This window comes from Haloferula chungangensis, from assembly GCF_042664875.1.
GTDB classification, from domain to species: Bacteria; Verrucomicrobiota; Verrucomicrobiia; order Verrucomicrobiales; family Akkermansiaceae; genus Haloferula; species Haloferula chungangensis.
Genome location: NZ_JBHTBS010000007.1, coordinates 178636 through 200725 on the forward strand (window position 1 = coordinate 178636; position 22090 = coordinate 200725).

16 protein-coding genes are annotated in these 22090 nt (G+C 60.6%); 15 read left to right on the forward strand and 1 reads right to left on the reverse strand.

The features are described from left to right. Positions 1 to 53 precede the first annotated feature (53 nt). Positions 54 to 2207, reverse strand: coding sequence for a TonB-dependent siderophore receptor (locus ACFQY0_RS14235; RefSeq protein ID WP_379713581.1), 2154 nt, complete (start codon positions 2205 to 2207; stop codon positions 54 to 56). A 247-nt stretch (positions 2208 to 2454) separates the two neighbouring features. Between ACFQY0_RS14235 and ACFQY0_RS14240 the strand changes: the two genes are divergently transcribed. From ACFQY0_RS14240 to ACFQY0_RS14310, 15 genes are all read left to right on the forward strand, one after another. Beyond that, the gene (locus ACFQY0_RS14240) at positions 2455 to 3108 is read left to right on the forward strand and encodes a PepSY-associated TM helix domain-containing protein (RefSeq protein ID WP_379713583.1); all 654 of its coding nucleotides are present in this window, start codon (positions 2455 to 2457) and stop codon (positions 3106 to 3108) included. Positions 3109 to 3117: 9 nt separating this feature from the next. Next, positions 3118 to 3615 carry a DUF2271 domain-containing protein gene (locus ACFQY0_RS14245; protein WP_379713585.1) on the forward strand — a complete coding sequence of 166 codons (498 nt, stop codon included), beginning with the start codon at positions 3118 to 3120 and terminating at the stop codon, positions 3613 to 3615. A gap of 4 nt (positions 3616 to 3619) precedes the next feature. Continuing rightward, positions 3620 to 4423, forward strand: coding sequence for a DUF4198 domain-containing protein (locus ACFQY0_RS14250; RefSeq protein ID WP_379713587.1), 804 nt, complete (start codon positions 3620 to 3622; stop codon positions 4421 to 4423). Beyond that, the gene (locus ACFQY0_RS14255; RefSeq protein WP_379713589.1) at positions 4420 to 5415 is read left to right on the forward strand and encodes an FAD:protein FMN transferase; all 996 of its coding nucleotides are present in this window, start codon (positions 4420 to 4422) and stop codon (positions 5413 to 5415) included. Before ACFQY0_RS14250 ends, ACFQY0_RS14255 begins: the two co-directional genes overlap by 4 nt. 126 nt (positions 5416 to 5541) lie before the next feature. Continuing rightward, the gene (locus ACFQY0_RS14260) at positions 5542 to 5730 is read left to right on the forward strand and encodes a hypothetical protein (RefSeq protein WP_379713591.1); all 189 of its coding nucleotides are present in this window, start codon (positions 5542 to 5544) and stop codon (positions 5728 to 5730) included. A 222-nt stretch (positions 5731 to 5952) separates the two neighbouring features. Continuing rightward, positions 5953 to 11814: an alpha-2-macroglobulin family protein gene (locus ACFQY0_RS14265; RefSeq protein ID WP_379713593.1), complete on the forward strand. Its 5862-nt coding sequence runs from the start codon at positions 5953 to 5955 to the stop codon at positions 11812 to 11814. A gap of 127 nt (positions 11815 to 11941) precedes the next feature. After that, a complete protein-coding gene (pbpC, locus tag ACFQY0_RS14270) occupies positions 11942 to 14197 on the forward strand; it encodes a penicillin-binding protein 1C (RefSeq protein WP_379713595.1) in 2256 nt (751 codons plus the stop codon). A gap of 186 nt (positions 14198 to 14383) precedes the next feature. Continuing rightward, positions 14384 to 15460, forward strand: a complete 1077-nt coding sequence (locus ACFQY0_RS14275) for an alpha/beta hydrolase fold domain-containing protein (RefSeq protein WP_379713597.1) — start codon at positions 14384 to 14386, stop codon at positions 15458 to 15460. A 209-nt stretch (positions 15461 to 15669) separates the two neighbouring features. Beyond that, entirely contained in the window at positions 15670 to 16941 is a 1272-nt protein-coding gene (locus ACFQY0_RS14280; protein ID WP_379713599.1) for an MFS transporter, read from the forward strand. A gap of 9 nt (positions 16942 to 16950) precedes the next feature. Continuing rightward, entirely contained in the window at positions 16951 to 17613 is a 663-nt protein-coding gene (locus ACFQY0_RS14285; RefSeq protein ID WP_379713601.1) for a hypothetical protein, read from the forward strand. Between the two features lie 122 nt (positions 17614 to 17735). After that, positions 17736 to 18257, forward strand: coding sequence for a hypothetical protein (locus ACFQY0_RS14290; RefSeq protein WP_379713603.1), 522 nt, complete (start codon positions 17736 to 17738; stop codon positions 18255 to 18257). Positions 18258 to 18330: 73 nt separating this feature from the next. Continuing rightward, on the forward strand, positions 18331 to 18480 hold the full coding sequence (locus tag ACFQY0_RS14295) for a hypothetical protein (RefSeq protein WP_379713605.1): 150 nt from the start codon (positions 18331 to 18333) through the stop codon (positions 18478 to 18480). 18 nt (positions 18481 to 18498) lie between these two features. Beyond that, positions 18499 to 21012 (forward strand): cytochrome-c oxidase, cbb3-type subunit I, encoded by a 2514-nt coding sequence (gene ccoN / locus ACFQY0_RS14300; protein WP_379713607.1) that lies wholly within the window; start codon positions 18499 to 18501, stop codon positions 21010 to 21012. 39 nt (positions 21013 to 21051) lie between these two features. Next, the gene (locus tag ACFQY0_RS14305) at positions 21052 to 21219 is read left to right on the forward strand and encodes a hypothetical protein (RefSeq protein WP_379713609.1); all 168 of its coding nucleotides are present in this window, start codon (positions 21052 to 21054) and stop codon (positions 21217 to 21219) included. Positions 21220 to 21223: 4 nt separating this feature from the next. Further along, positions 21224 to 21868 carry a cbb3-type cytochrome c oxidase N-terminal domain-containing protein gene (locus ACFQY0_RS14310; protein WP_379713611.1) on the forward strand — a complete coding sequence of 215 codons (645 nt, stop codon included), beginning with the start codon at positions 21224 to 21226 and terminating at the stop codon, positions 21866 to 21868. The last annotated feature ends 222 nt before the right edge of the window (positions 21869 to 22090 follow it).

Below are 22090 nucleotides of genomic sequence, written 5' to 3' on the forward strand. Positions count from 1 at the left end.
AAATTCCGACCGCCGCAGAATGCGCAGCTAGGAAATGGAATCGGTCGGAAGAATCAGAATTCCACCTGGACCGAGAAGTTCGCTCCGATCGGCGCGCCGTAGGCGAGGTAGCCAGCGTCACCAGGGTAGAATTCACCCGACTCAAAGTAGCGGTTGTCGAGCACGTTCTCCAGATTGAGACGGAGCGTCCAGTCGGCATTGTCCGTCTGGAATCGATAGCGTGCCCCGAGGTCCACCACGGAGTAACCATCGATCTCAAACTGCTCCATCTGATCAAGATACTGGCCGTCGACAAAGCGGACACCCGCCGTCAATGCGAGACCTGGCACGGCGGGAATGTCGAGCACCGACCAGGCGTTGACCTGATACTCGGGAACATACTGCGGGCGCTTGCCGTCGGTCGCGAAATCACCGGTGTCGACCTGCTCGGCATCCAGCAGCATCGTCGAGATCCCGGCCTGCAAGGTGTCGGTCAGCTGACCACGAAGCGACAATTCCACGCCGCGGTGGCGTTGCAAGCCATCGAAAGCATCAATGCCCGTGGGCCCGAGCAGTGCCAAGTCCTGATCGATCTGGAAGATGGCAAGTTCGCTCGCAAACCGACCGTCGCACCACTCGGTTTTCACCCCGAGCTCGAATTGCTCGGATTCCTGCACGCCCAACGGCTGAAACGCGTTGGTCGCACCACGACGAGCAAAGCCTCCGTCCTGAAGTCCGCGGGTGTAGGTGGCATAGGTATGCACGTTCCGGATCGGCTCATACATCAGCGCCAGCACCGGCGACCAGTCGTGGACATTGTCGCCATCCGCCGGGTAACCCGGATAGGTATTCTCGTAAGCGCCGTAGCGGGTGCCGATCAGAGCCGACCAGCATTCGTTGAACTCGATGGTATCCGTCAGGAAAATGCCATACTCCTGATACTCGAAGTTAATGGTTTGGATTCGACCTGGTGCGGGAATCGGCTGAGGAGCGAGAACGAAGGCATTGTTAGGCCCCATGTAGCTGAAACTGCTCCGCTGGCCGAAGGTGTCGTAGGCTCGGTAGTCAGCGCCAACTACCACCTGGTGCCTGATCGAGCCCGTGTCGAAATTGCCCTCGAGGTGAATGTGCCCTCCTACGGATTCCCAGTTGATAGGTCCGTTCACGGATAGGAAGGCGGCCTCTTCGAAGTTTCCGTTGTTCTGCACGGAGTAGGGGTAGGTCAGTAGCGACTCCCGGTCCGAATTCTGATAATTGACCGAAGCACGCAATTTCCAGTCGTCATTGAAATCGATGTCCGTTCCGATCGCCGCATCAAACACATCCTGTTTGTTGCGCGCCCAGTCCTGCATGATGTTGGTCTCGACTCCGGTATCGAGAATCAGACCGCTGGAGGAAACCATCGGACCGTAGTAGCCGGTGCGATTCAGGTTCTGCACCCCGAACGAACTCCAGACCTTCAAATTGTCCGATGGGTTCCACTCGGTGTAGAGCGAGCCAAGCCAGCGCTCGCCGTCGGCATTGTCGTAAAAACTGTCGAACTCCTCACCCGCCAGCACCAAGCGATAACCAAATGCTCCGTCGGCAACGGTATCGCTCACATCGAGCTGACTGTAGACCCGACCGAAACTATCGACGTCGGCCTGAATGCTGGTCGAAAACTCCTGAGTCGGATGCTTGCGCACCAGATTGATCGCGCCACCCGGAGGCATGAACCCGAAGCGCAGCGCAGCGGGCCCTTTGAGCAACTCCACCCGCGACTTGTCGTCGAGGTAGGGCGCCACGGTATTCATCACCGGCAGGCCGTCGAGACGGTAGCCATTGAAATTATCCACCCGGAAACCACGCAGACCAAAATTCTGCACTCCGTAAAATCCACCCGGCATCTGGATGGAAACACTCGGATCGTTTTCCAACACATCCTGCAAAGTAAAGGCGCGCTGATCCTCGATCAGACGCTGATCGTAAACGCTCACACTGAAGGGCGTTTCAATCAGCGGGGTATCCGTAAACAAAGCCGCGGAAGACGACTCGACATCGTAAAGTATCGGCGAAGTTTCTTCGTTCGACTCCCCTTCCACCACCAGCGCGTCGAGCGTTCCGTGAGACTCTGCCCCGGTGTCCAGCGGCTGAAGGGCATCCTGAGCCAGAGCAGTCGAGCCGACGCTCAGGGCCGTCAGCGCGAGTGAAAGACGGGTTAATGGAAAAGTTGGATTCGGTTTCTTCATGGATTCTCGAAGGGATACGGTCAGACCGGCGGCAGGAGGACTGCTGTTATTGCGACGCAATGTCAATAGGTTTGACAAATTTCGTCCCGCATTCCACACGCCGCCGCTCCCAACGCGCTCAGGCATCGAATTCTTAGCCAACTTCTTGGGAGGTCTCACGATTTGAGCGGATTCGGATTGCCAATCCCAAATGCCGGCCTAGAACCCTCTTGCGACTCATTCGCAATAAGGTCTCACGCGTCTCCCCATGCCCGATCCGGAAACTTCCACCCAGCGCTCGAAGTCCAAGAAGCGAAAAGCTTTTTGGACAAAGCAGTTCTATGCCTGGCACTGGATCAGCAGCGCCCTGAGTCTGGTCGGCATCCTGCTGTTTGCGGTGACCGGCATCACGCTCAACCATGCCGCCGACATCCCGGCCAAGCCGGCGATCTCGACTCGTGAGCTGACCCTTCCGACCGAAATCGCGCAGGACCTCGCGGCCCAGCCAGACGAATCGGATCGCGACGCGCCTCTGCCTGAGCCGGTTGCCAGATGGCTCGGCAAGGAACTTCGCACTCCGCTGATAGGGAAAATCGCCGAGTGGACCGAGTATGAGATCTACCTGAGCCTCCCCCGCCCTGGCGGTGACGCCTGGCTTGCGATCGATCGCGAAAGCGCCGAGGTCAGCTACGAACTCACCACCCGCGGTGCCATTTCCTATCTCAACGACCTTCACAAAGGTCGCCACACCGGCCCGGTCTGGGCGTGGTTCATCGACATCTTCTCCGTCGCCACCGTGGTTTTCTCGCTGACCGGTCTCGCCCTGCTCTGGGTCCACGCCCGTCGCCGACCTCAAACCTGGCCGATCGTTGCCGCGGGCTTCGTCATTCCCCTGATCCTTATCCTCTTCTTCATCCACTGATTGTTAGACATGAAACGCCTCGCCCTTCTTTTACCCGCCAGTCTTGGCGCCGCTGATCTCGAGCTTTCCATCGAGGTCCCACGCCTCGACGTCGCCGAGTACCACCGCCCCTACGTGGCCGCCTGGATTGAAAAGCCCGACCGCTCCGTCGCCGCCGACCTCACGGTTTGGTACGACACCAAAATGAAAGACCAGGAAGGTGAAACCTGGCTCAAGGACCTCCGACAATGGTGGCGGAAATCCGGTCGCTCCAAAGAGCTGCCAATCGACGGTCTGAGCAGTCCGACCCGCCCGGTTGGCAAGCATCCCGTCAAAGTGTCCGACCTCGAACTGCCCGCGCTCGCTGAAGGCGAATACACTCTGATCGTCGAAGCCTCGCGAGAAGTCGGCGGACGGGAAATGGTGCGCATTCCCTTTTCCTGGGACGGAACCACCGCCGTCCAATCAACCGCCAGCGGCAAGTCCGAGCTCGGCGAAGTTACCCTCTCCATCATCAACCAAAAATAATCACATGAAACTCCGTTCCATCCTCCTTGCCTCATCCATCGTCGGCCTAGCCCTGCAGCCCGCCTTCGCCCACCGCTTCTGGATCATCCCTTCCACGAGCGTGCTTTCAGGCGATAAGCCCTGGGTCTGCTTCGATGCCGCCATCTCTAACGACCTGTTCTTCCCGAATCACGTCGCCCCCGAAGTCGAGGACTTCACCATCACCGGCCCTGATGGCTCGAGCGTCGAAAAGCAGAATGGCTGCGTCGGCGAACTGCGCACCACCTTCGACGCCCAACTCGAAAAGCCCGGCACCTATCAAATCGCCACCCTGCGCTCGATGCTCTTTGCATCGTGGGAGGAAGGCGGCGAGGAAAAGCGTTGGCGCGGATCGCTCGACAAGATCGCCGAAGTCGCTGACAAGCCAGACGTGCAGTTCATGCACTCCCATTCCCGCGTCGAATGCTTCGTCACCTCCGGCGAACCTACGACCCCGAAACCAAGCGGTAAGGGACTCGAGCTCATCTACGACAAGACCCATCCGAACGACCTCTACGCCGGAGAGGCCGCCACCTTCATTCTCCACAAGGACGGCAAACCCGTCGGCGACGTGGACGTCTATGTCATCAAGGGCGACGACCGCTACCGCGACGACTCCGGCGAAACCAAAACAACGACCGCCAAAGACGGAAGCTTCACCGTCGAATGGCCCGAAGCCGGCCGTTTCTGGCTCTACGCTTCCATCGAAGGTGAGGGCGCCAAAGTCGAGGGCAAGCCCGCCAAGGATCGCTCGGCCTACACGGCGACCTTCGAAGTGCTTCCCCAGTGAACCGCCAGGTCTACGTCCCTACCCGACTTTCTCCCTCCTCCCTTCGAGGAGCGGCCACCGGCCACACGGTGCATCACGCATCCGGAGAATCGATGGGGACGACTTGGCAGCTGAAGTATCAGCTCCCTGAGGATCTCAACGCCGACACGGTCCACAGCACCGTCGTCGGCGTGCTTTCCCGGATCATCGAACAGATGAGTCACTGGGACGAAAGCTCCGAGCTTTCCCGTTTCAACCGATCCCCCGCCAACACCTGGCACACCCTCTCACCGGAATTTTTTGAAGTCCTGGAGCGCGCCGTCGCCATCGCCCGCGACTCGGATGGCGCCTGCGATCCCACCCTTGGAAAGCTGGTCAACATCCACGGTTTCGGACCCCAGCACATCGACCAACTGCCCAACTTCGAAACCCTCCATCGAGCCCGCTCCCACGCCGGCTGGACGCGACTTCAGCTCGACCGCGAGCAGAGCCGGGCTTTGCAACCCGGCAGCTGCGAACTTGACCTTTCGTCGATTGCCAAAGGTTACGCCGTCGATCTCTGCTGCGAGAAACTTCTCGAGCTCGGAATTCGGAGCCTTCTTTTCGAACTCGGCGGCGAGGCCCGCGGCCACGGCTGCAAACCCGATGCCCAACCCTGGTGGGTGAAGCTCGAAACACCCTCGGATCTCCCCGAAAGTGTCGTCGCACTCTGCGACTTGTCCCTCGCCACTTCCGGCACCTCGGCTCGCAGCCTTATCCTCGACGGAAAGCAGATCAGCCATCTGATCTCTCCCCACACCGGTGCGCCCGCCCAGAGCACGCTCACCAGCGTCTCCGTCCTCGCCGAAAGCTGCACCGACGCCGACGCCTGGGCCACCGCGCTCTTCATCGCCGGTCTCGAACGAGGCCGCGAGCTGGCCGAAACCCGGAAACTCGCCGCGCGCTTCATCTCGCACGATGGCGATCAGTTCCACGCCTACTGCTCCAGCGAATTGGCCGCCATGGCGGACTGAGCTCAGGCACTGCGTCGACCTGGCGGCCGACCGGCAACGGGAGCTCCGCATCGCTCCGCGAAAAGCGACAAGCGTTCCCCACCTCCATCATTGCCACCCGGTCCTCGGGGACTCATGATCGCGACAATGCCCAAACGTCGCGCTATCTGGATCTTCGCCCTGATCCTGCTGTTTTATCCGGTCAGTTATTTGGTGATCATCTCCACGAAGGAACCAAGTTGGCATACCTATCCGTCAACAGGCCTTAACGAACTCATCTTTATAGCCGAATTGGAATGGCAACCGTTCAGCCACTTTATCGACGACAGCCCATGAAACGAACTCTCTATACTCCACTTATCAAACTTGATCGCCTAATCTGGCACCAGAACGAGACGATTACTAGAGGGCGTTCCAATTAGTACGTAGAGCCCTCCCCAAACCTTGGCGCACTTGGCGTCTTGGCGTTTCAAACTCCCTCTTATCCAAAATCCCCCAACTAAAAAACACATCCGTAGATTCCCGCATCGCTATCATTGATTGGAACCGTCCGCCGCCATGAAACCACTGCTCCTCGTCCTCGCCCTCATCTCCCCCGCCTTCGCCGACCCGCGACTTCACGTCCCGAACAGCGCGATCACCCCGGGCGTGGAAATCGAACTCGTCCTCGACAAGGCCGCCTGTCCTGACGACCGAATCGGCAAAGTCGCCGCCACCCCATGGCTGAAAACCGAGCCCGCCTGGCCGGGCAAAACCATATGGAAAGAAGCCAACGTCCTGCGCTTCGAACCCAGCGCCGCCCCCGCCATCGGCACCAAATACACCTTCACCCTCGTCGGAAACCACATCCACCTCGACGACTCGAAAATCCCCAACACCAATCTCGGCACCTACGCCACTCCCTCCTTCCAGATCGAGTATGCCACCATGCTCGAACGCTATGCTAACAACTGGACTCCGCGCACCGCCACCTGGTTCCTGCGCTTCAATGACGAGGTCGATCCCGCCAAAGCCGCGCCCTTTCTCGTCTTCGAAAGCGAAGAAGGAAAACGCGTCGCCGCCCGCACCACTCGCGCCACCATCGCCCGCGTCAAACACGCCGGCTACCAGGGCAAGACCTTCACCCAACTCTTCACCGAAGCCATCAGCGGCGAAGTCACCGAACCCGCTCTCACCCCCGAGTCCGAAATCCCTGGCGGCCTCATCATCGAGCCCTCCTCACCCCTCCCCATCGGCAAACAATGGCGACTCGCCATCCTCGCCGGCCTCCCCGGAAAAAGCAGCAAGCTCAGCGAAGACACCATCCGCCACATCGGCGATATCTCCCCCTTCTCCCTCAAAAAAGCGATCGCCCGAGTCTCCGCCGACAACCCACGCCGCATCGTTCTCGACTTCTCAGCTAACCTCCCCGCCGACATTGATCCCGCAGCGATCAAGCTCACTCCCGAAGTCCCCGAACTCCGTATCGAGTCCCGCAGCGACGAACTCCACCTCATCGGCGATTTCTCTTCCACCGACCAGTGGCATGTTGAAATCAAACCCACTCTAACATCCCGCGACGGACGCCCGCTCAGCAAAGCCGTTTCAGAACAGCTCAAGTTCGAGCACCTCACCCCGGCCCTCGGCCTGCCCAGCAAGGACGAAACCCAGCTCGCCGCCGGCTCCCGGAAGTACCGCCTCTCCACCGTCAACCTCCAGACCCTCAAGGTCCGCGTCAAACAACTCTCCGGCCGCCAACTCATCCGCGCCCAGCAAGGCTATCGTTACTACACCGGCAGCGGTCCCGACGGCGATTCCATCACCCCTACCCGCCTCATCCCCTACGAAATGATGGGCGGCAAGACCGTCGCCGAGTTCGAAGTCGCGCTCGACAACCCCATCGACACCTCGCGGCTCGTCGTCATCGATTGGAACAAGATCCTCTCCGGCGACAAGCAACCCTTCGAAATCGGCGAACCCGAAGAGAGCCCGGACACGCCCGCCAAGCTCGACAGCTCCGCCGCCTTCTTCCTCGAAATCATCGGCACGCCTACGGAAGGCGCACCTGCCAAAAAATCTCCCTCCGCCCAAGCCCTTGTCCAACTCACCGACATCGGCATGGCCTGGAAAACCACCGACACTCAGGCCCAGGTCTACGCCTTCTCCTGCCTAACAGGTCAGCCATTGCCGAACGTCAACATCGAGACCTTCGGCGAAGACGCCGAGCCACTCGACAGCTACAAAACCGACTCCAACGGCCTCGCCACGCTCCCACGCAACGAATCCGCGCGCCACCTCCGCGCCACCCTCGGCCGCGACCAGTTCACCGCCCCCTTCGACAGCGCCCTGCCCACCGTCGGCCTCTGGCGCTTCCCCGTCCGCTACTCATGGGACGAACCGCCACTCGCCACCCGCCGCGTCTTCCTTTTCACCGATCGCTCGCTCTATCGCCCGCAGGAAACCGTCCACCTCAAAGGCATCATCCGCCAACAAAACGGCAACCGCATCGAGGCCGCCGACTCCGACAAACCCAAGCTCACCGTGACCAACCCCACCGGCCACGAAATTCTCAGCCGCGAGCTTGAAGTCTCCGCCAACGGCTCGATCGACGCCTCCTTCCAGCTCCCCCCCGAAACCGTCGGCTACCACAGCATCAACGTCTCCTGGCCTGATGATCTCGAAGCTGCCAAGGAGATCGAAAGTTGGACCAAGCGCAGCCAGGCCGTCCAGAACGCCAGCTTCCAACTCGGCCTGCGCGTCGAGGAATTCCGCCGCAATGCCTTCGAAATCAATCACGATCTAACAGATCCCGCCCCCGGCGCCGCGGAAGTCATCCTCGACCTCAACGCCACCTACTACCAGGGCCAACCCGTCGCCAAGGGCAAAGCGCAGACCTGGACTCGCGTCACCGATCAGAATTTCTATCCCGACCGTTATCGCGACTTCCTCTTCGGCGATCACCGCACGCCCGACTTCAACTACTGGTTCCACTACTTCGGCTACCGCTGGGACGATGACCACGGCAACCGCAACAGCGACAGCCAAAGCACCGAACTCGAGCTCAGCGATGACGGCAGCACCCGCGTCACCGCCAACATCCCGGAAGCCGAATTCCCGATGGCCCGCGAAGTGAGCATCCAGACCGAAGTCACCGATGCCAACAACCAGACCCTCACCAAAACCACCAACGCCACCGTCCATCCGGCAGATGTCTACGCAGGCATTCGCCGTCTCGATCGACTCGTCCGCGTCGGCGACAAGCTCCCGCTCGAGATCATCGCCGTCACTCCCGAAGGGAAATCCTTCACCGGCAGCCTCGAGCTAACAGCCAACCTTTCGCGCGAAATCAACGAGCAGGTCCGCGTCCTGAACGAAGGCAGCGGCTCCGCCGTGCGCAATGAACCGCGCCGCGAAGAGCTTTCCACCACTCCACTCAGGATCACCGAAAACGGCAGCACCGAGTTCCTCTTCGCTCCCACCAAATCCGGTCTCCACACCCTCGAAGTCCGCGGCACCGACGCCGCCGGCCACCCTTTCGCCACCGCCATGACGATCCACGTCTACGGCAGCGACCAGTATCCATGGGCTTACGAGGACAGCATGCGCATCAAGCTCGTCCCCGAGAAAAAACTCTATCAACCCGGCGACACCGCCCGCGTCCTCGTCCTCTCCCCGATCGAAGGTACCGCCCTCATCACCGTCGAGCGTGAGGACGTCAGCAAATCCTTCCTCGTCGAGTTGAAAGCTACCGACCCCGTCATCGAAATCCCCGTCACCGACCTCGAAGCCCCCAACTGCTACGTCTCCGTCCTCGTCATCAAAGGCGCCCAGGACTCCCTGAGGAAACACAAAGAACCCCAACTTCGCCTCGGCTACTGCGAACTCACCGTCCAAAACCAGCGCGACAGCCTCGCAGTAACACTTAATCCAATCACCACTGGCGAAGACGCTGACTCATCACTGATCACTGATCACTCGGCACTTGGCACTCCGAGCGCTAGCGAGTTTCTCCCCTCCTCCGAAATCACCATCACCGGCCAAGTCTTATTAAATAACAAGCAACCCGCCACCGGCGCGGAAGTCACCCTCTACGCCGAAGACGAAGGCACGCTCGCCGTTCTCGGCTACGAAACCCCGGACCCCATGTCCCACTTCTACGACCCGCGTCTCCTCCGGGTGAACTGCGGCACCTCCCTCGGCAACTTCATCCCCGAAGCTCCCGACGAACAGACTTTCTACAATAAAGGCTTCTTCATCGGCGGAGGCGACGGCGAATACGGCCCACCGCTCGACATGCCGCGCCGCGACTTCAACCCCTGCGCCTTCTGGAAGCCCGCTCTAACCACCAACGCCACCGGCAAATTCACCGCCACCGTCAAGCTCCCCGACACCCTCACCCGCTACCGCCTCATTGCCGTCGCCCATCACCAAGGCTCCCGCTTCGGTCATGCCGAAAGCGAGTTCACCGTCGCCAAGCCCCTCATGATCGAACCGCAAACCCCGCGCTTCGCCCACGAAACCGACACCATCAACACCCAGGCCAAGATCACCAACGCCTCCGAATACGAAGGCACCTGGAACATCACCTTCACAGCAAATCCACCCGCTTCCGAAGCCATCGCAAAGCTCGCCCAGCAACAGGGGAGCGTGGGCGTCCCGCCCACTTCTTCATCCATAGAGACACAGATCACCCTAGCTCCCGGAAAATCCGAAGTCGTCACCTTCCCCGTCACCTTCACCAACACCGGCGAAGCCCTCTTCAAATGGGAAGCCGTCCCCGTCTCCCTCAGCACCGGCAATCTAACACCCGCCCTCACCCGACGCCTTTCCGACTCCGTCGAAAACCATTTCCAAGTCGAATACCCCGTCCCCCTTCAACGACAAACCAAACTGATCCGCCTCACCAAGGAAGGCGGAAACCTCAACCTTCTCGAAGAGCTCGACTCCGCCCTGTTAGATGGCCGCGGCCACATCGACATCGAAATGTCCCGCTCACTTCTCCTTGAAGCAGGCGGTGCCATCGATTTCCTCCTTCACTACCCTTACGGATGCGTCGAACAAACGACTTCCGCCCTGATCCCCTGGCTTGCCGTCGAGCAACTTCGCGCCGTATCCCCCGCCCTTGCCAAGCACAGCGAAGCCGAGGTGAAGAAGACCATCCAGGACGGCATCAACCGCCTCATTTCGATGCAGCAGCGCGACGGCGGATTTTCCTACTGGCCCGGCAGCACCGAATCCCTCTCATGGGCCAGCAGCTACGCCGGCCTCGGCCTGATCCTCGCCTCCGAACAAGGCGAGGTCCCACCCGCCGCCATCGCCGCCCTCAGCAACTATCTCATCAAGGATCTCCGCGACATCGGCAAGGCCGACAACAGCTACGAATACGAAATCGCCGCCCGCCACCTCTGGATTCTCGCCATCGCCGGAAAGCCACAAGACTCCTACGTCAACCTGCTCAAGGAACGCCTCCCACAACTCAACTCCCGCGCCCGAAGCCTCCTCGCCCTCGCCGAGAACGCCGCCGGTCACAAGGACGCCGCCATCGCCATCCTCCGCGACAAATCCCCCTTCACCGGCAAGGACAACTCGTGGATGCGTTGGCAGCCTGACCACGCCTACAGCCTGCTCGCCTGGTCCAGCATCGACGCCACCTCCGACGAAGCCACCACCGCCATCGACAAGCTCCTCCGCGATCGCAACCCCTACGGCCACTGGAACACCACCTGGACCAACGCCTGGTCCCTCGTCGCCCTCTCTGCCTACGCGAAAGCCGAGGAAAACCTCAGCCCCACCACCCTCTCCCTGCACGCTCAATCCTCGTTCCAGACCGCCACCGATCCGACTTCCCACTACTTGGATAGCACGCATCCCGTGACTCCCGAGCGATTCACCCTCGTCCCCGGCCTCAAACTAACAGCCACCGCCGACGGTCCCGCCTTCATCCGCATCAAGCTCGCCGCCAAACCCAAGATCGCCCCAATGCAACCCGTCGCCAAGAACGGCCTACAGGTCACCCGCTTCTACGAGCGCGTGAACTCCGACGGCACCAGCGAGCCCCTCGACACTCCGAAAGTCGGCGACCTCATCCGCGTCAAGCTCCGCGTCACCCTCCCCGACGACGACCTTCGCTACCTTGTCATTGAAGACATGCTCCCCTCGATCTTCGAGACCGTGAACAACTCCTTCGAATCCCAATCCGCCAACATGAATGCCGGCGGCACCTCCGAGAATGAATGGTCTGTCTCCCACAGCGAGCTCCGCGACGACCGCGCCCTCTTCTTCTTCGACCGCGCCTGGCGCAACGACACCAAGACCCTCAGCTATCTCGCCCGAGTCACCCAAAGCGGCAGCGCCCTCGCCCCACCCGCCAAAGTCGAATCCATGTACGACCCCGAAAACCTAGCCCTCTCCGCCTCCCGCCAGTTCGTCGTAAAGGAGTAGGCATGGCGCAAGGAGCGGTGGTTTTTAACCACCGGACAACCCCGGCAAGCAACCTCACGAGCCATCATCCCATCCGGATCCGTCAACATCGAAGCCCGATGATTGAACCTCATCGCTCCTTGGCCCCATGAAACCCCACCACCGCAAAATCCTCCTCCGCCTGCTCCTCGGAACAACGGCGTTGGCATTTGCGGCCTGGTATCTCCTCCCCCTAACCTTCCCCATCCCTCAAGATCTAACAAACACCCAAAAATCGCCCATCCTCCTCGACCGCCACGGCGAGCCTCTCCATCACCTCACCCTCCCCGACTTCACCCGCAGCCAACCCGTCCCGCTCGCCGAGATCCCCGACGAGCTCATCGCCTGCACTCTCGCCGCCGAAGACAAACGCTTCTACTCCCACAGCGGCATCGACCTCCTCGCCACCGCCCGCGCCGCCAAGGACCGCATTCAGAACGGCCGCACCATCTCCGGCGCCTCCACCATCACCCAGCAACTCGTCAAAATCACCTCACCCAAGTCCCCGCGCACCCTCAAAACCAAACTCCGCGAAGCCCTCACCGCCCGCCACCTGGAGCTCACCTGGTCCAAAGACCAGATCCTCGAAGCCTACCTCAACCGCCTCGACTACGGCCACAACCGTCTCGGCCCCAGCGAAGCCGCCCGCTACTATTTCCAAAAGCCCCTCGCCGACCTCTCCCTCGCCGAGAGCGCCCTCCTCGCCGGCCTCCCCCAGTCACCCAGCCGCCTCAATCCCACGCGCCACCCCGACCGCGCCCTCATCCGTCGCGACACCGTCCTCACCCGTCTCGCCGACGCCGGTAACTACGACGCTTCTAGTATTTCCGCTGCCAAAGCCGAACCCCTCCAGCTCCGACCCCTCAAAAAGGACTCAACCGCCCCTTGGCTTGCTTCTTTCCCTGATCTTCGACCTTCGACATCGGACCTTCAGACAAGCCTGGACGCCTCCCTCCAACGCCAGATCGAAAGCATCGTCACCGAAGAACTCGCTCCCCTCGCCAACAAGAACCTCCACCACGCCGCCGTGGTCGTCGTCCACAACCCCAGCGGCGAAATCCTCGCCCTCGTCTCGTCCGGCAACTGGCACGACCCGCGCGGCGGCCAAATCAATGGCGCGCTCACTCCGCGTTCTCCCGGCTCCGCCCTCAAGCCCTTCACCTATCTCCTCTCCTTCGAAAAATCCGGCCGCTTCCCCGGTTCCATCATCGCCGACATCCCGACCCGCTTCCGCACCCGGGAAGGCCTCGACCTCCCCGAGAACTTCGACCGCCATTTCCGCGGCCCCGTCACCATCCGCCAGGCCCTCGCCTGCTCCCTGAACGTCCCCGCCATGCGCGAGCTGAACGATCTCGGCGGCCCCGAACCTCTCCACACTTTTCTCCAACAACTCGGTATCAGCACCCTCGATCCCGACCCCATCCCCTACGGCCTCGGCCTCACCCTCGGCAACGCCCCCGTCACCCTGTTAGAACTTACCAATGCCTACGCCACCCTTGCAAGGAGTGGCCATTTCCAATCGCCGACTCTCATTCCCCATCCATCAACTTCCATCTCCCATCGCTGCTTTAGCAGCACGGCGGCTTTCCTGATCTCCGACATCCTCTCCGACCCCGCCGCCCGCGCCCCCGCCTTCGGCCGACACGGCCCGCTCGAACTCCCCTTCCGCTGTGCCGCCAAAACCGGCACCTCCTCCGATTTCCGCGACAACTGGTGCCTTGGCTACACGCCCGAATTCACCGTCGGCGTGTGGGCCGGAAACTTCGACAACTCGCCAATGAAAGGCACCACCGGTGTCGATGGTGCCGGCCCGATTTTCCACCGCAGCATGCGACTTCTGCATCGCGGCACCCCACCCACCTGGTTTGAAAAACCCAGCACCCTCACGGAAATCCCGATCGACCCGCGAACGGGAAAATCCGTCGTCACCACCCCGACCCGCCACCGCAGTCTCGAACTCTGCCCTACCACCTCCCTCCCGCTCCCCGCCTCCAAAACTGACTACTCCCCGAGCGGCCTCGCCCTGTTAGACCAGTCCTACTCCGAATGGCTCACCTCCTCCTACAACCAGCGTCGCGACGAATACGCCCTGACCCCGGAGCACCCGGCAATCACCCCGCTCCGCATTCTCGCTCCGCGCCCTGACGCCACCTACATCCTCGATCCCGAGCTCCCCAACGGCGGCCACCTTCACCTCGCCACCAATCTCCCCGGCCTTGCGAAGTGGCACTCCAAAACCCTCGCCCTCACTCCCGGCGACCAGGAACCCATCGCCACCCTCACTCTCGGCACGCACACCCTCACCGCCACCGACCCTCGCAGCGGCGAGACCATCCCGATTACGCTGAAAGTGGAAAGCCGCTGACTTCCGCCGCATCGACCCTTCCGGAGCATCGACCTTATTGTCGATGGACCTCGCCAGCGAATCACAAGCGACATTCCAAAACCAAGAACAGCCCCAATCCATCCTGCTCCGGACCGATCCATCGACAGTAAAGTCGATGCTCCGAAACAACGCGACAAACCTCACTTTCCGCTCTCTATTCCCGCCATGCGCCAACTCCTTTTCTTGCTTCTCGCCCCAGCCGCCTTCGCCCAAGTCGATCCCTTCGCCAACCTCGACACCAACAAGGACGGAAAACTCTCCGCCAGCGAACTCCCCAAGGAGGCCCGCCCGTTTCTCTCCATGGTCGATGGCAATGCCGACGGCTTTGTCACTCGCGAAGAGTTCCAACAAGTTGCCGCCAACTTCCTCACCCCCCCTCCGTCCCAGGCTCCCGATGCATCGGGCTTGAAAAATCTCGATTACGCCGGCAACGGCAATGTCCGCCAGACCCTCGATGTCTACCTTCCCGAGTCACCCTCTAACAAAAAGGTCCCGCTCGTCATCTACATCCACGGTGGCGGCTGGATGTCGGGCGACAAGAGTCATGGAAGATCCATCGCCGAGCTCATCACCTCGACCGGTGACTACGCCGCCGCATCGATCAACTACCGCCTCAGCCAGCACGCCCTATGGCCTGCCCAGATCCACGACTGCAAGGCCGCCGTGCGCTACCTCCGAGCCAACGCTGAAAAGTACGGCATCGACCCCGAGCGCATCGCCGTCATGGGCCACTCCGCCGGCGGGCATCTCGCCGCGATGCTCGGCACCACCAACAAGGAACGCTCGCTCGAGGGCAAGGTCGGCCCATACCCGAGCCAAAGCAGCGAGGTCCAGTGTGTCGTCAACTTCTTCGGCCCCACCGACTTCGAAACCTTCTTCGGCAAGGACATCGACCTTGCCAAGCTCAGTCGCGAAAACATGGCGATTCGTTTGTTAGGCCAGAACGAAGAAGAGATCCGCAAGAATGCGCGCCTCGCCTCCCCCATTCACTGGATCAGCAAGGATGACGCTCCCGTTTTCACCTCTCACGGCACCGCCGACAGGCTCGTGCCCTTTGCTCAGGCCGAAGAACTCGACGCTGCGTTGAAGGAGGCGGGAGTCGAAAGCCATCTCGTGGCCATGCAGGGAGCTGGCCACGGTTTCTCGAGCGACGAACTCAACCAACGCATCAAATCGTTTCTCGACCTCCATCTCCGTCAGATTCCCGGAAAGATTTCCGACGCGCCGATTAGCGCCAGGTGACGAAACTTCCGGAGCATCGACTTTATGGTCGATGGGCTTCCTCAGCGGATCGCCAAAAGGGCCACCCACCCTCATCCCACTGCTCTTCCCTAACGCCCATCTCCCAAGGTCACTCACCGGACCGATCCATCGACCATACGGTCGACGCTCCGAAAGCGCCCCCATTTCCTCCTCCCCCATCCGGGTCAAGCTGCTAGCCTCCCGCCGTCATGGCCGACCAACCCCGCCTGTTTACCAAAGGCTTTCTCTCACTCACGCTCGCCCAGTTCTTTGGAGCGGTGAATGACAACCTGCTCAAAGGGGTGCTTTCCTTCGCGGTTGCCTCCGGGGGCATCTGGTCCGGCCAACTCGGTGAGGGTGGGCAGGGCTACGTCGGACTTTGCCTGACCATTCCTTTCATTCTGTTGTCGGGCTTCGCCGGTCAGCTCGCCGACCGCAGCAGCAAACGCCGCATCACCGTGCTGGTGAAAGTCGCAGAAATTCTCATCGCTCTCGTCGGGTTCGCTGGATTCCTTGTTGGCAACCTGTGGCTCTCGCTCTCCGCCATGCTGCTGCTCGCCATTCAGAGCTCCTTTTTCGGCCCTGCCAAATACGGCATGATTCCGGAACTGGTTGAAGACTCCCAGCTCAGCCGGGCCAACGGTTCCATCAACATGTTCACCAATCTCGCGGTGATTGCAGGGACGCTCGCCGCCGGACCCGTTTACAGCCTCTACGCTCCTGACCCAGGAGCCAGCTACCTGCCGGTTCTGTGGCTTCCCGGCATTGCGATGATTCTGACCGCTGTGTTCGGCCTCCTGACCGCGCTGCCGATTCCACGCCTCGCCGCCATGGATCCCGATTTGAAAATCAACTGGAATCCCTTCAGCGTTTACTACCACGCCATTCGTGACATGGCGAAGTCACACCTTCTCCTCGTCGCTTCCGCCTGGGCTTTCTTCTACATGATCGGGATGCTCGCAATCCTGATCCTTCCCGACTACCGCGAGCTCCTTCAAGTATCGCCAACCAAAGCTAGCGTGCTGTTGGGCATTCTCGGGATTTCGATCGGGCTCGGCAGTGTCAGTGCCGGGCTCATTTCAGGAAAGCATATCGAGCCCCGCCTGATTCCGCTCGGAGCGATCGGCATGACGTTCTTTTTCGCCTTGTTAGGCACCACGCCGCTCCATTTTGCCCTCGTTGCCGTGCTCATTGCCGGAGCCGGGATCTTCGCCGGGTTCTACATCGTCCCGCTTCAGGCCCTTCTTCAGCATCTTTCTCCCGACGATGAACGGGGTCGATTCCTCGGCACGGCGAATGCGCTGTCTTTTGTTGCCAGCACAATCGGCTCGCTGATTTTCCTCTCCGCGCGTTCGCATTTTCACATCGCCTCGAACCACGTGTTCCTCATCTGTGCCGCCCTCGCACTGATCGGTTCCGGCCTGCTCATCTGGCGGCTCAAGCCCGTGATTACCGATCCCTCCCTGCGCGGAGGAGCCTGACCTGCCGCCATGCGCCAAGCACTCATCCTCACCAATGCTCTGCTCGCCATCTTCTTTGCTGCGGCCTTCGCTTACACCTTCATCGGCAAGGACCAGCTCGCGATCACCGCGCGTGACTTCGCGACCCTCAAGACCGCACAGTACGCCGCGCCGCTCGTCGATCACGCCGAAGATGCCGTCCGTTCAAACATCGCTTCCATGCTGGCGAGCAAGGCTCAGAAGCAAGCCGTCCTCGACGAAATCGCCGAATACCGCGCCGAACCGGAAGCCTACATTGCGGAGCTCACCGGCAAGGAGTCCGCGCCCGAACTCCGGTTCCCTGAAAACGCCCTGAGTCGGAAAATCGGTGGCTGGAAAGTGCAGATCCGGAGCTACTTCGATGAAGTCGTCGGCCGCATCACCTCCGACCTGCGCATTTTCACCGCCACGAATCTCGTCGCCGCCCTCGTGGCGCTCGGACTGGTCCTTGCCGCACGCACCCGGGAACTCAAGCCACTCCTCAAGCTCTCAGCCATGCTGTTAGTCGCCACCTTGCTTTCCCTCTACGCCTTCATCGACAGCTTTTCCTTCTATCAGTATCTTTTCAACTGGCACATGGGCTGGAGTTACCCGGCCCTCGTCTCCCTCAGCTACCTCTATATTGTCATGAAGACTTACCGACATCAGGGCTGAGCCGAAGGTTCCCAGACAAGGAACCTGCCATTTTCCCACAAGATCCGCGCAAGCTACGGCAGCCCGCGCGGAGCGGCATGCGGCGAAATCGTGAAGCATGAGCCATCGATCCAGCTCGACCCATGCCCGTCACCACACTCACCGAGTTCCATCACTGGCTCCTTGCCGAGGAAAGCACCGGCGCCCCCTTCGTGCTGCTCAACACTCCTCCCGACAGCCTGTGCGGCTGCGCGGCCGCAGTGGCATGTCTGCTGAACGAATTCGACGAAGAATCGGGCGGGAACTGGATCGCGATCACGCGACCGATCGTCCACGCCATCGCCTCCGACCCCGCGCAGCGCCGACTTCTTGGAATTGCTGATTCCAGCGAGGCCTGCCCGCCTACCAGCCGCGAGGGCCTGCGCAAAGTGCTGAATGCCATCGCAAAACGGGGTCACGTGGTTTTCGACGACCCGCTCGCCCTTGAGGCCACCGAAGATGATCTCAAAGGCTTTCGAGCCTCCATCGGCATTCCTCCTGATGTTCCGGAAAGCTTCCACATCATTCTCAGCCCCGCCCATTTTCACGCCCGCTGCCTCGCGCCCCTGATCGCCGACAGCTTCCTTGAATGGATGGCAAACCGTCAGCAGCAGTTCGCAGCTTGAACAATTCCGCGCACCTTCTGGCAATTCACGCGGCGACATTCCTCGCCGGTCCTGTTTCTGTATCCCCTCAATCATGAACGTCATCGGTCTAACGGTCCTTGTGAGTCTCTGCCTCGCCGGGATTTTCATCACCTGTTTCATCGGTGAATTCCGACGTTCGAAGAACTCCTCACCCGAGCGCGACTCACTCCTCCCCCTCGACGACCAAGCCGGCGAACCTTAAGCCAGAAATTTTCCAACCATGACCACATTGGCCTCCGCCCCTACCACCACCATCACCTACGACGACAAGACGGTTCGTCAGTTCATGATCGCCTCCATCTTCTGGGGGATCGTCGGCATGCTCGTCGGCGTGATCTGCGCCACCCAGCTCTCGTGGTGGCAAATGAACGGAAAATTCCTGGAAGCCCTGACCTTCGGCGCGATCAAGGCGGATGGGGTCTCCTTTCTAACATTCGGCCGCCTCCGCCCGCTCCACACCAATGCCGTCATTTTCGCCTTCGTGGGCAACATGATGTTCGCCGGCATCTACTACTCCACCCAGCGGCTCTGCAAATGCCGCACCGCCTCGGACCTGCTTTCCAAAATCCACTTCTGGGGCTGGCAATCCATCATCGTTTCCGCCGCGATCACCCTGCCAATCGGCCTTACCCGTTCGAAGGAATACGCCGAGCTCATCTGGCCGATCAATATCGCCGTCGTCATCATCTGGGTGATATTCGCGATCAACTTCTTCTGGACCCTCGCCAAACGCAACGAGCCCAGCCTCTACGTCGCCCTCTGGTTCTACATCGCGACGATCATCACCGTGGCGATGCTCTACATCGTCAACCACCTCTCGATTCCGACCTCCCTCACCCACTCCTACCCGATCTTTGGCGGCCTGCAGGACGCGCTCGTCCAGTGGTGGTATGGACACAACGCCGTGGCCTTCTTCCTCACCACGCCGATTCTCGGGATCATGTACTATTTCCTGCCGAAGGCAGCGAATCGCCCGGTTTACAGCTACCGTCTGTCGATCATTCACTTCTGGTCGCTGGTCTTCATCTACATCTGGGCGGGCCCTCACCACCTGCTCAACACGGCCCTCCCGCCCTGGTTGCAGATTCTCGGAATGCTCTTCTCGCTGATGCTCTGGGCTCCGTCCTGGGGCGGCATGCTCAACGGTCTCCTCACCCTCCGCGGCGCCTGGTCGAAGCTCCGCACCGACCCCGTCATCAAGTTCTTCGCCGCCGCGATTACCTTCTACGGCATGGCCACCTTCGAAGGTCCGCTTCTCTCGATCCGAGCCGTCAATGCCATCTCCCACTACACGGACTGGGGCATCGGCCACGTCCACTCCGGTGCCCTCGGCTGGAACGGCTTCATGGCCGCCGGCATGTTCTACTGGATGGCTCCTCGCCTTTGGAAAACCAAGCTCTACTCCGTCGCCGCCGCCAACATGCACTTCTGGGTTGGACTCGTTGGCATCCTTCTCTACGTCGCTTCGATGTGGACCGCCGGCATCATGCAGAGCCTGATGCTCGGCCAGATCGACACCGGTGGCACCACCCTCAAGTACACCTTCGTGGAAACGCTGGAGGCCATCCAGCTTCCCTACATCCTGCGCTCGCTCGGCGGCTTCCTTTTCCTCGTCGGATTCTTCATCTGCGCCTGGAACATCTGGAAAACCGCACGCTCTGGAGCGCCCTACAACGACACCGTCGAAGTCGCCGTTCCAGTCAAGGCATCGCGTGACACCATGAGCCTTCGCGAAGCATTCACCAACGACCCGGTCGCCCACACCCTGCTTGGCCTGGTCTTCATGTGTCTTTGGTTCTTCCTCCCTCCCCATGCCGACAAGGTTGCGCTGCTGTTCTCCATCCTACTGGTAGTGAAAGCCGTGCGCACTTTCCATCGTCGGGGCTCCGTCTGGAATGACTTCCACGAAAAACTGCTCCACAACTACATGCCTTTCACCGTGCTCGTCTTCATTGCCGTCGCCATCGGCGGCTCGGTGCAGATCATTCCCTCGCTCATCGTCAACCGCGACAAGAACATCGAAGGCCGTCTGCAGGAGCTCTACACCCCGCTCGAACTCGCCGGCCGCGACATCTACGTCAGCGAAGGCTGCTACAACTGCCACTCGCAGATGATCCGCACGCTCAAGCCCGACGTCATGCGCTACGGCCGTGCCGGCATCGCCGACGACTTCTCCCATCTGGGAGAATCGCTCTACGACTACCCGCACCAGTGGGGTTCCAAGCGCACCGGCCCGGACCTTGCCCGCGAAGGTGGCGACATCGTCCAAGGTGCCAAATACATGCGCTCCGGCGTGCGCGACAACGTCTGGCACTACAACCACTTCATGAACCCGCGCCAGACCTCGGAAGGCTCCAACATGCCCGCCTACCCATGGCTCTTCGACAAGAAGACCGACTTCAAGGCATTGAGTTCCAAGATCGCGGTGCAGCGCAAAATCGGGGTGCCCTACCCGGCCATGAACCAGCATGAGATCAACGACAAAGCCCGCGTCCAGGCGCGTGAGATCGCCGACAGCCTTGCCGCCGCTCAAGTGGTTCTGCCCGGTCAGGAAGAACTCTCCGGTGAAGCCCTCGCGCAGTACCTCGCCGACCGTGAGATCGTCGCACTGATTGCCTACGTTCAAAAAATCGGCAGCTATGAAATGGTGGAGCCTGAAGTGCCGAAAGAAACCATTCCGCTCAACCCCGACTCCTACCGCCCAAAGGAAACCGCCGCCCGGGAGGCCAGATAAGCCCGTTTCCCCCACTCTAACTTCCAATTCCTAACAGCCATGTTCTCGCGCGTTACCCATGAAGACTGGACGAACATCGTCCCGCTGATCGCCTTCGGCGTGTTGTTCACCGTCTTCGTTGTCACCACCATCCGTGCTCTTCGCCTGAAGCCCGAGGAACGGGAACGCCTTTCCACCATGCCCCTCGATCAAGACTCCGACCGCTGAAGCCATGCCCGAAGATAAATCATCATCCGAACCGGAAATCCGCCGCGGGGACTATGCCCGCGAGAAGGGCGAGATCATTCTCCGCGAACACGAGTACGACGGCATTCAGGAGTTCGACCAGAAGCTTCCGAATTGGTGGCTCTTCACCTTTTACGCGGCCGTCGCGTGGCTCGTGATCTACTGGGTGCTCTACTACAACACTCCGATCATCAAGACCGACCAGCAGAAGATCACCGAGGAAATCACCGCCCTTCATGAAAAGAAGGACGCGGACTTGGCCGCGGCCATGGAATCGATCACCGACGAAGCCCTGATCAACGAGTGGGCCACCGACGCCAGCAAGGTCGCCTCCGGCAAAACGATCTACACCACCAACTGCCTTCCCTGCCACGGAGCGGACCTCTCCGCCACCATGGCGGTGGGTGATCAGAGCATTCCGCTCCCCGGCATGCCTCTGAATGACGGTGAGTGGAAATACGGCGGCAAACCTCGTGAGATCTTCAAGCTGATCAACGAAGGCACCCCCCCGGATTCCCCCGGCCACAACGGCGCCAAAATGCAGGCCTGGGGCCAGATGCTGACCCCCATCCAGATCGCCGAAGTCACCGCCTACCTGATCGCCGAGAACCCCAAAGACTTCGCCCAATAGAGGGGCGCCAAGGCATCCCCCGCCACAAAGCCAGGCTTTCCCTGAAATCTCAGGACCAGAGCCTGGCTTTTTCACGCTTACTCCCAGCAACTTACAACTGCCGCCCTCGCCCCGACCGCCAAGCAGCAAAAAAACTAAACTTTCTTTGAACATTTCCAGACCTGAAGGGTCTTACACTTTGAAGACTACGCAATCTGTGTGCGTTTTCAGGGTGAACAGCAG

Coding starts and splice junctions, on each gene's coding strand:
- ACFQY0_RS14280 (WP_379713599.1), top strand. CDS start 15,670: ATGGCCGACCAACCCCGCCTGTTTACCAAAGGCTTTCTCTCACTCACG.
- ACFQY0_RS14265 (WP_379713593.1), top strand. CDS start 5,953: ATGAAACCACTGCTCCTCGTCCTCGCCCTCATCTCCCCCGCCTTCGCC.
- pbpC (WP_379713595.1), top strand. CDS start 11,942: ATGAAACCCCACCACCGCAAAATCCTCCTCCGCCTGCTCCTCGGAACA.
- ACFQY0_RS14275 (WP_379713597.1), top strand. CDS start 14,384: ATGCGCCAACTCCTTTTCTTGCTTCTCGCCCCAGCCGCCTTCGCCCAA.
- ACFQY0_RS14290 (WP_379713603.1), top strand. CDS start 17,736: ATGCCCGTCACCACACTCACCGAGTTCCATCACTGGCTCCTTGCCGAG.
- ccoN (WP_379713607.1), top strand. CDS start 18,499: ATGACCACATTGGCCTCCGCCCCTACCACCACCATCACCTACGACGAC.
- ACFQY0_RS14305 (WP_379713609.1), top strand. CDS start 21,052: ATGTTCTCGCGCGTTACCCATGAAGACTGGACGAACATCGTCCCGCTG.
- ACFQY0_RS14240 (WP_379713583.1), top strand. CDS start 2,455: ATGCCCGATCCGGAAACTTCCACCCAGCGCTCGAAGTCCAAGAAGCGA.
- ACFQY0_RS14285 (WP_379713601.1), top strand. CDS start 16,951: ATGCGCCAAGCACTCATCCTCACCAATGCTCTGCTCGCCATCTTCTTT.
- ACFQY0_RS14235 (WP_379713581.1), bottom strand. CDS start 2,207: ATGAAGAAACCGAATCCAACTTTTCCATTAACCCGTCTTTCACTCGCG.
- ACFQY0_RS14245 (WP_379713585.1), top strand. CDS start 3,118: ATGAAACGCCTCGCCCTTCTTTTACCCGCCAGTCTTGGCGCCGCTGAT.
- ACFQY0_RS14310 (WP_379713611.1), top strand. CDS start 21,224: ATGCCCGAAGATAAATCATCATCCGAACCGGAAATCCGCCGCGGGGAC.
- ACFQY0_RS14295 (WP_379713605.1), top strand. CDS start 18,331: ATGAACGTCATCGGTCTAACGGTCCTTGTGAGTCTCTGCCTCGCCGGG.
- ACFQY0_RS14260 (WP_379713591.1), top strand. CDS start 5,542: ATGCCCAAACGTCGCGCTATCTGGATCTTCGCCCTGATCCTGCTGTTT.
- ACFQY0_RS14250 (WP_379713587.1), top strand. CDS start 3,620: ATGAAACTCCGTTCCATCCTCCTTGCCTCATCCATCGTCGGCCTAGCC.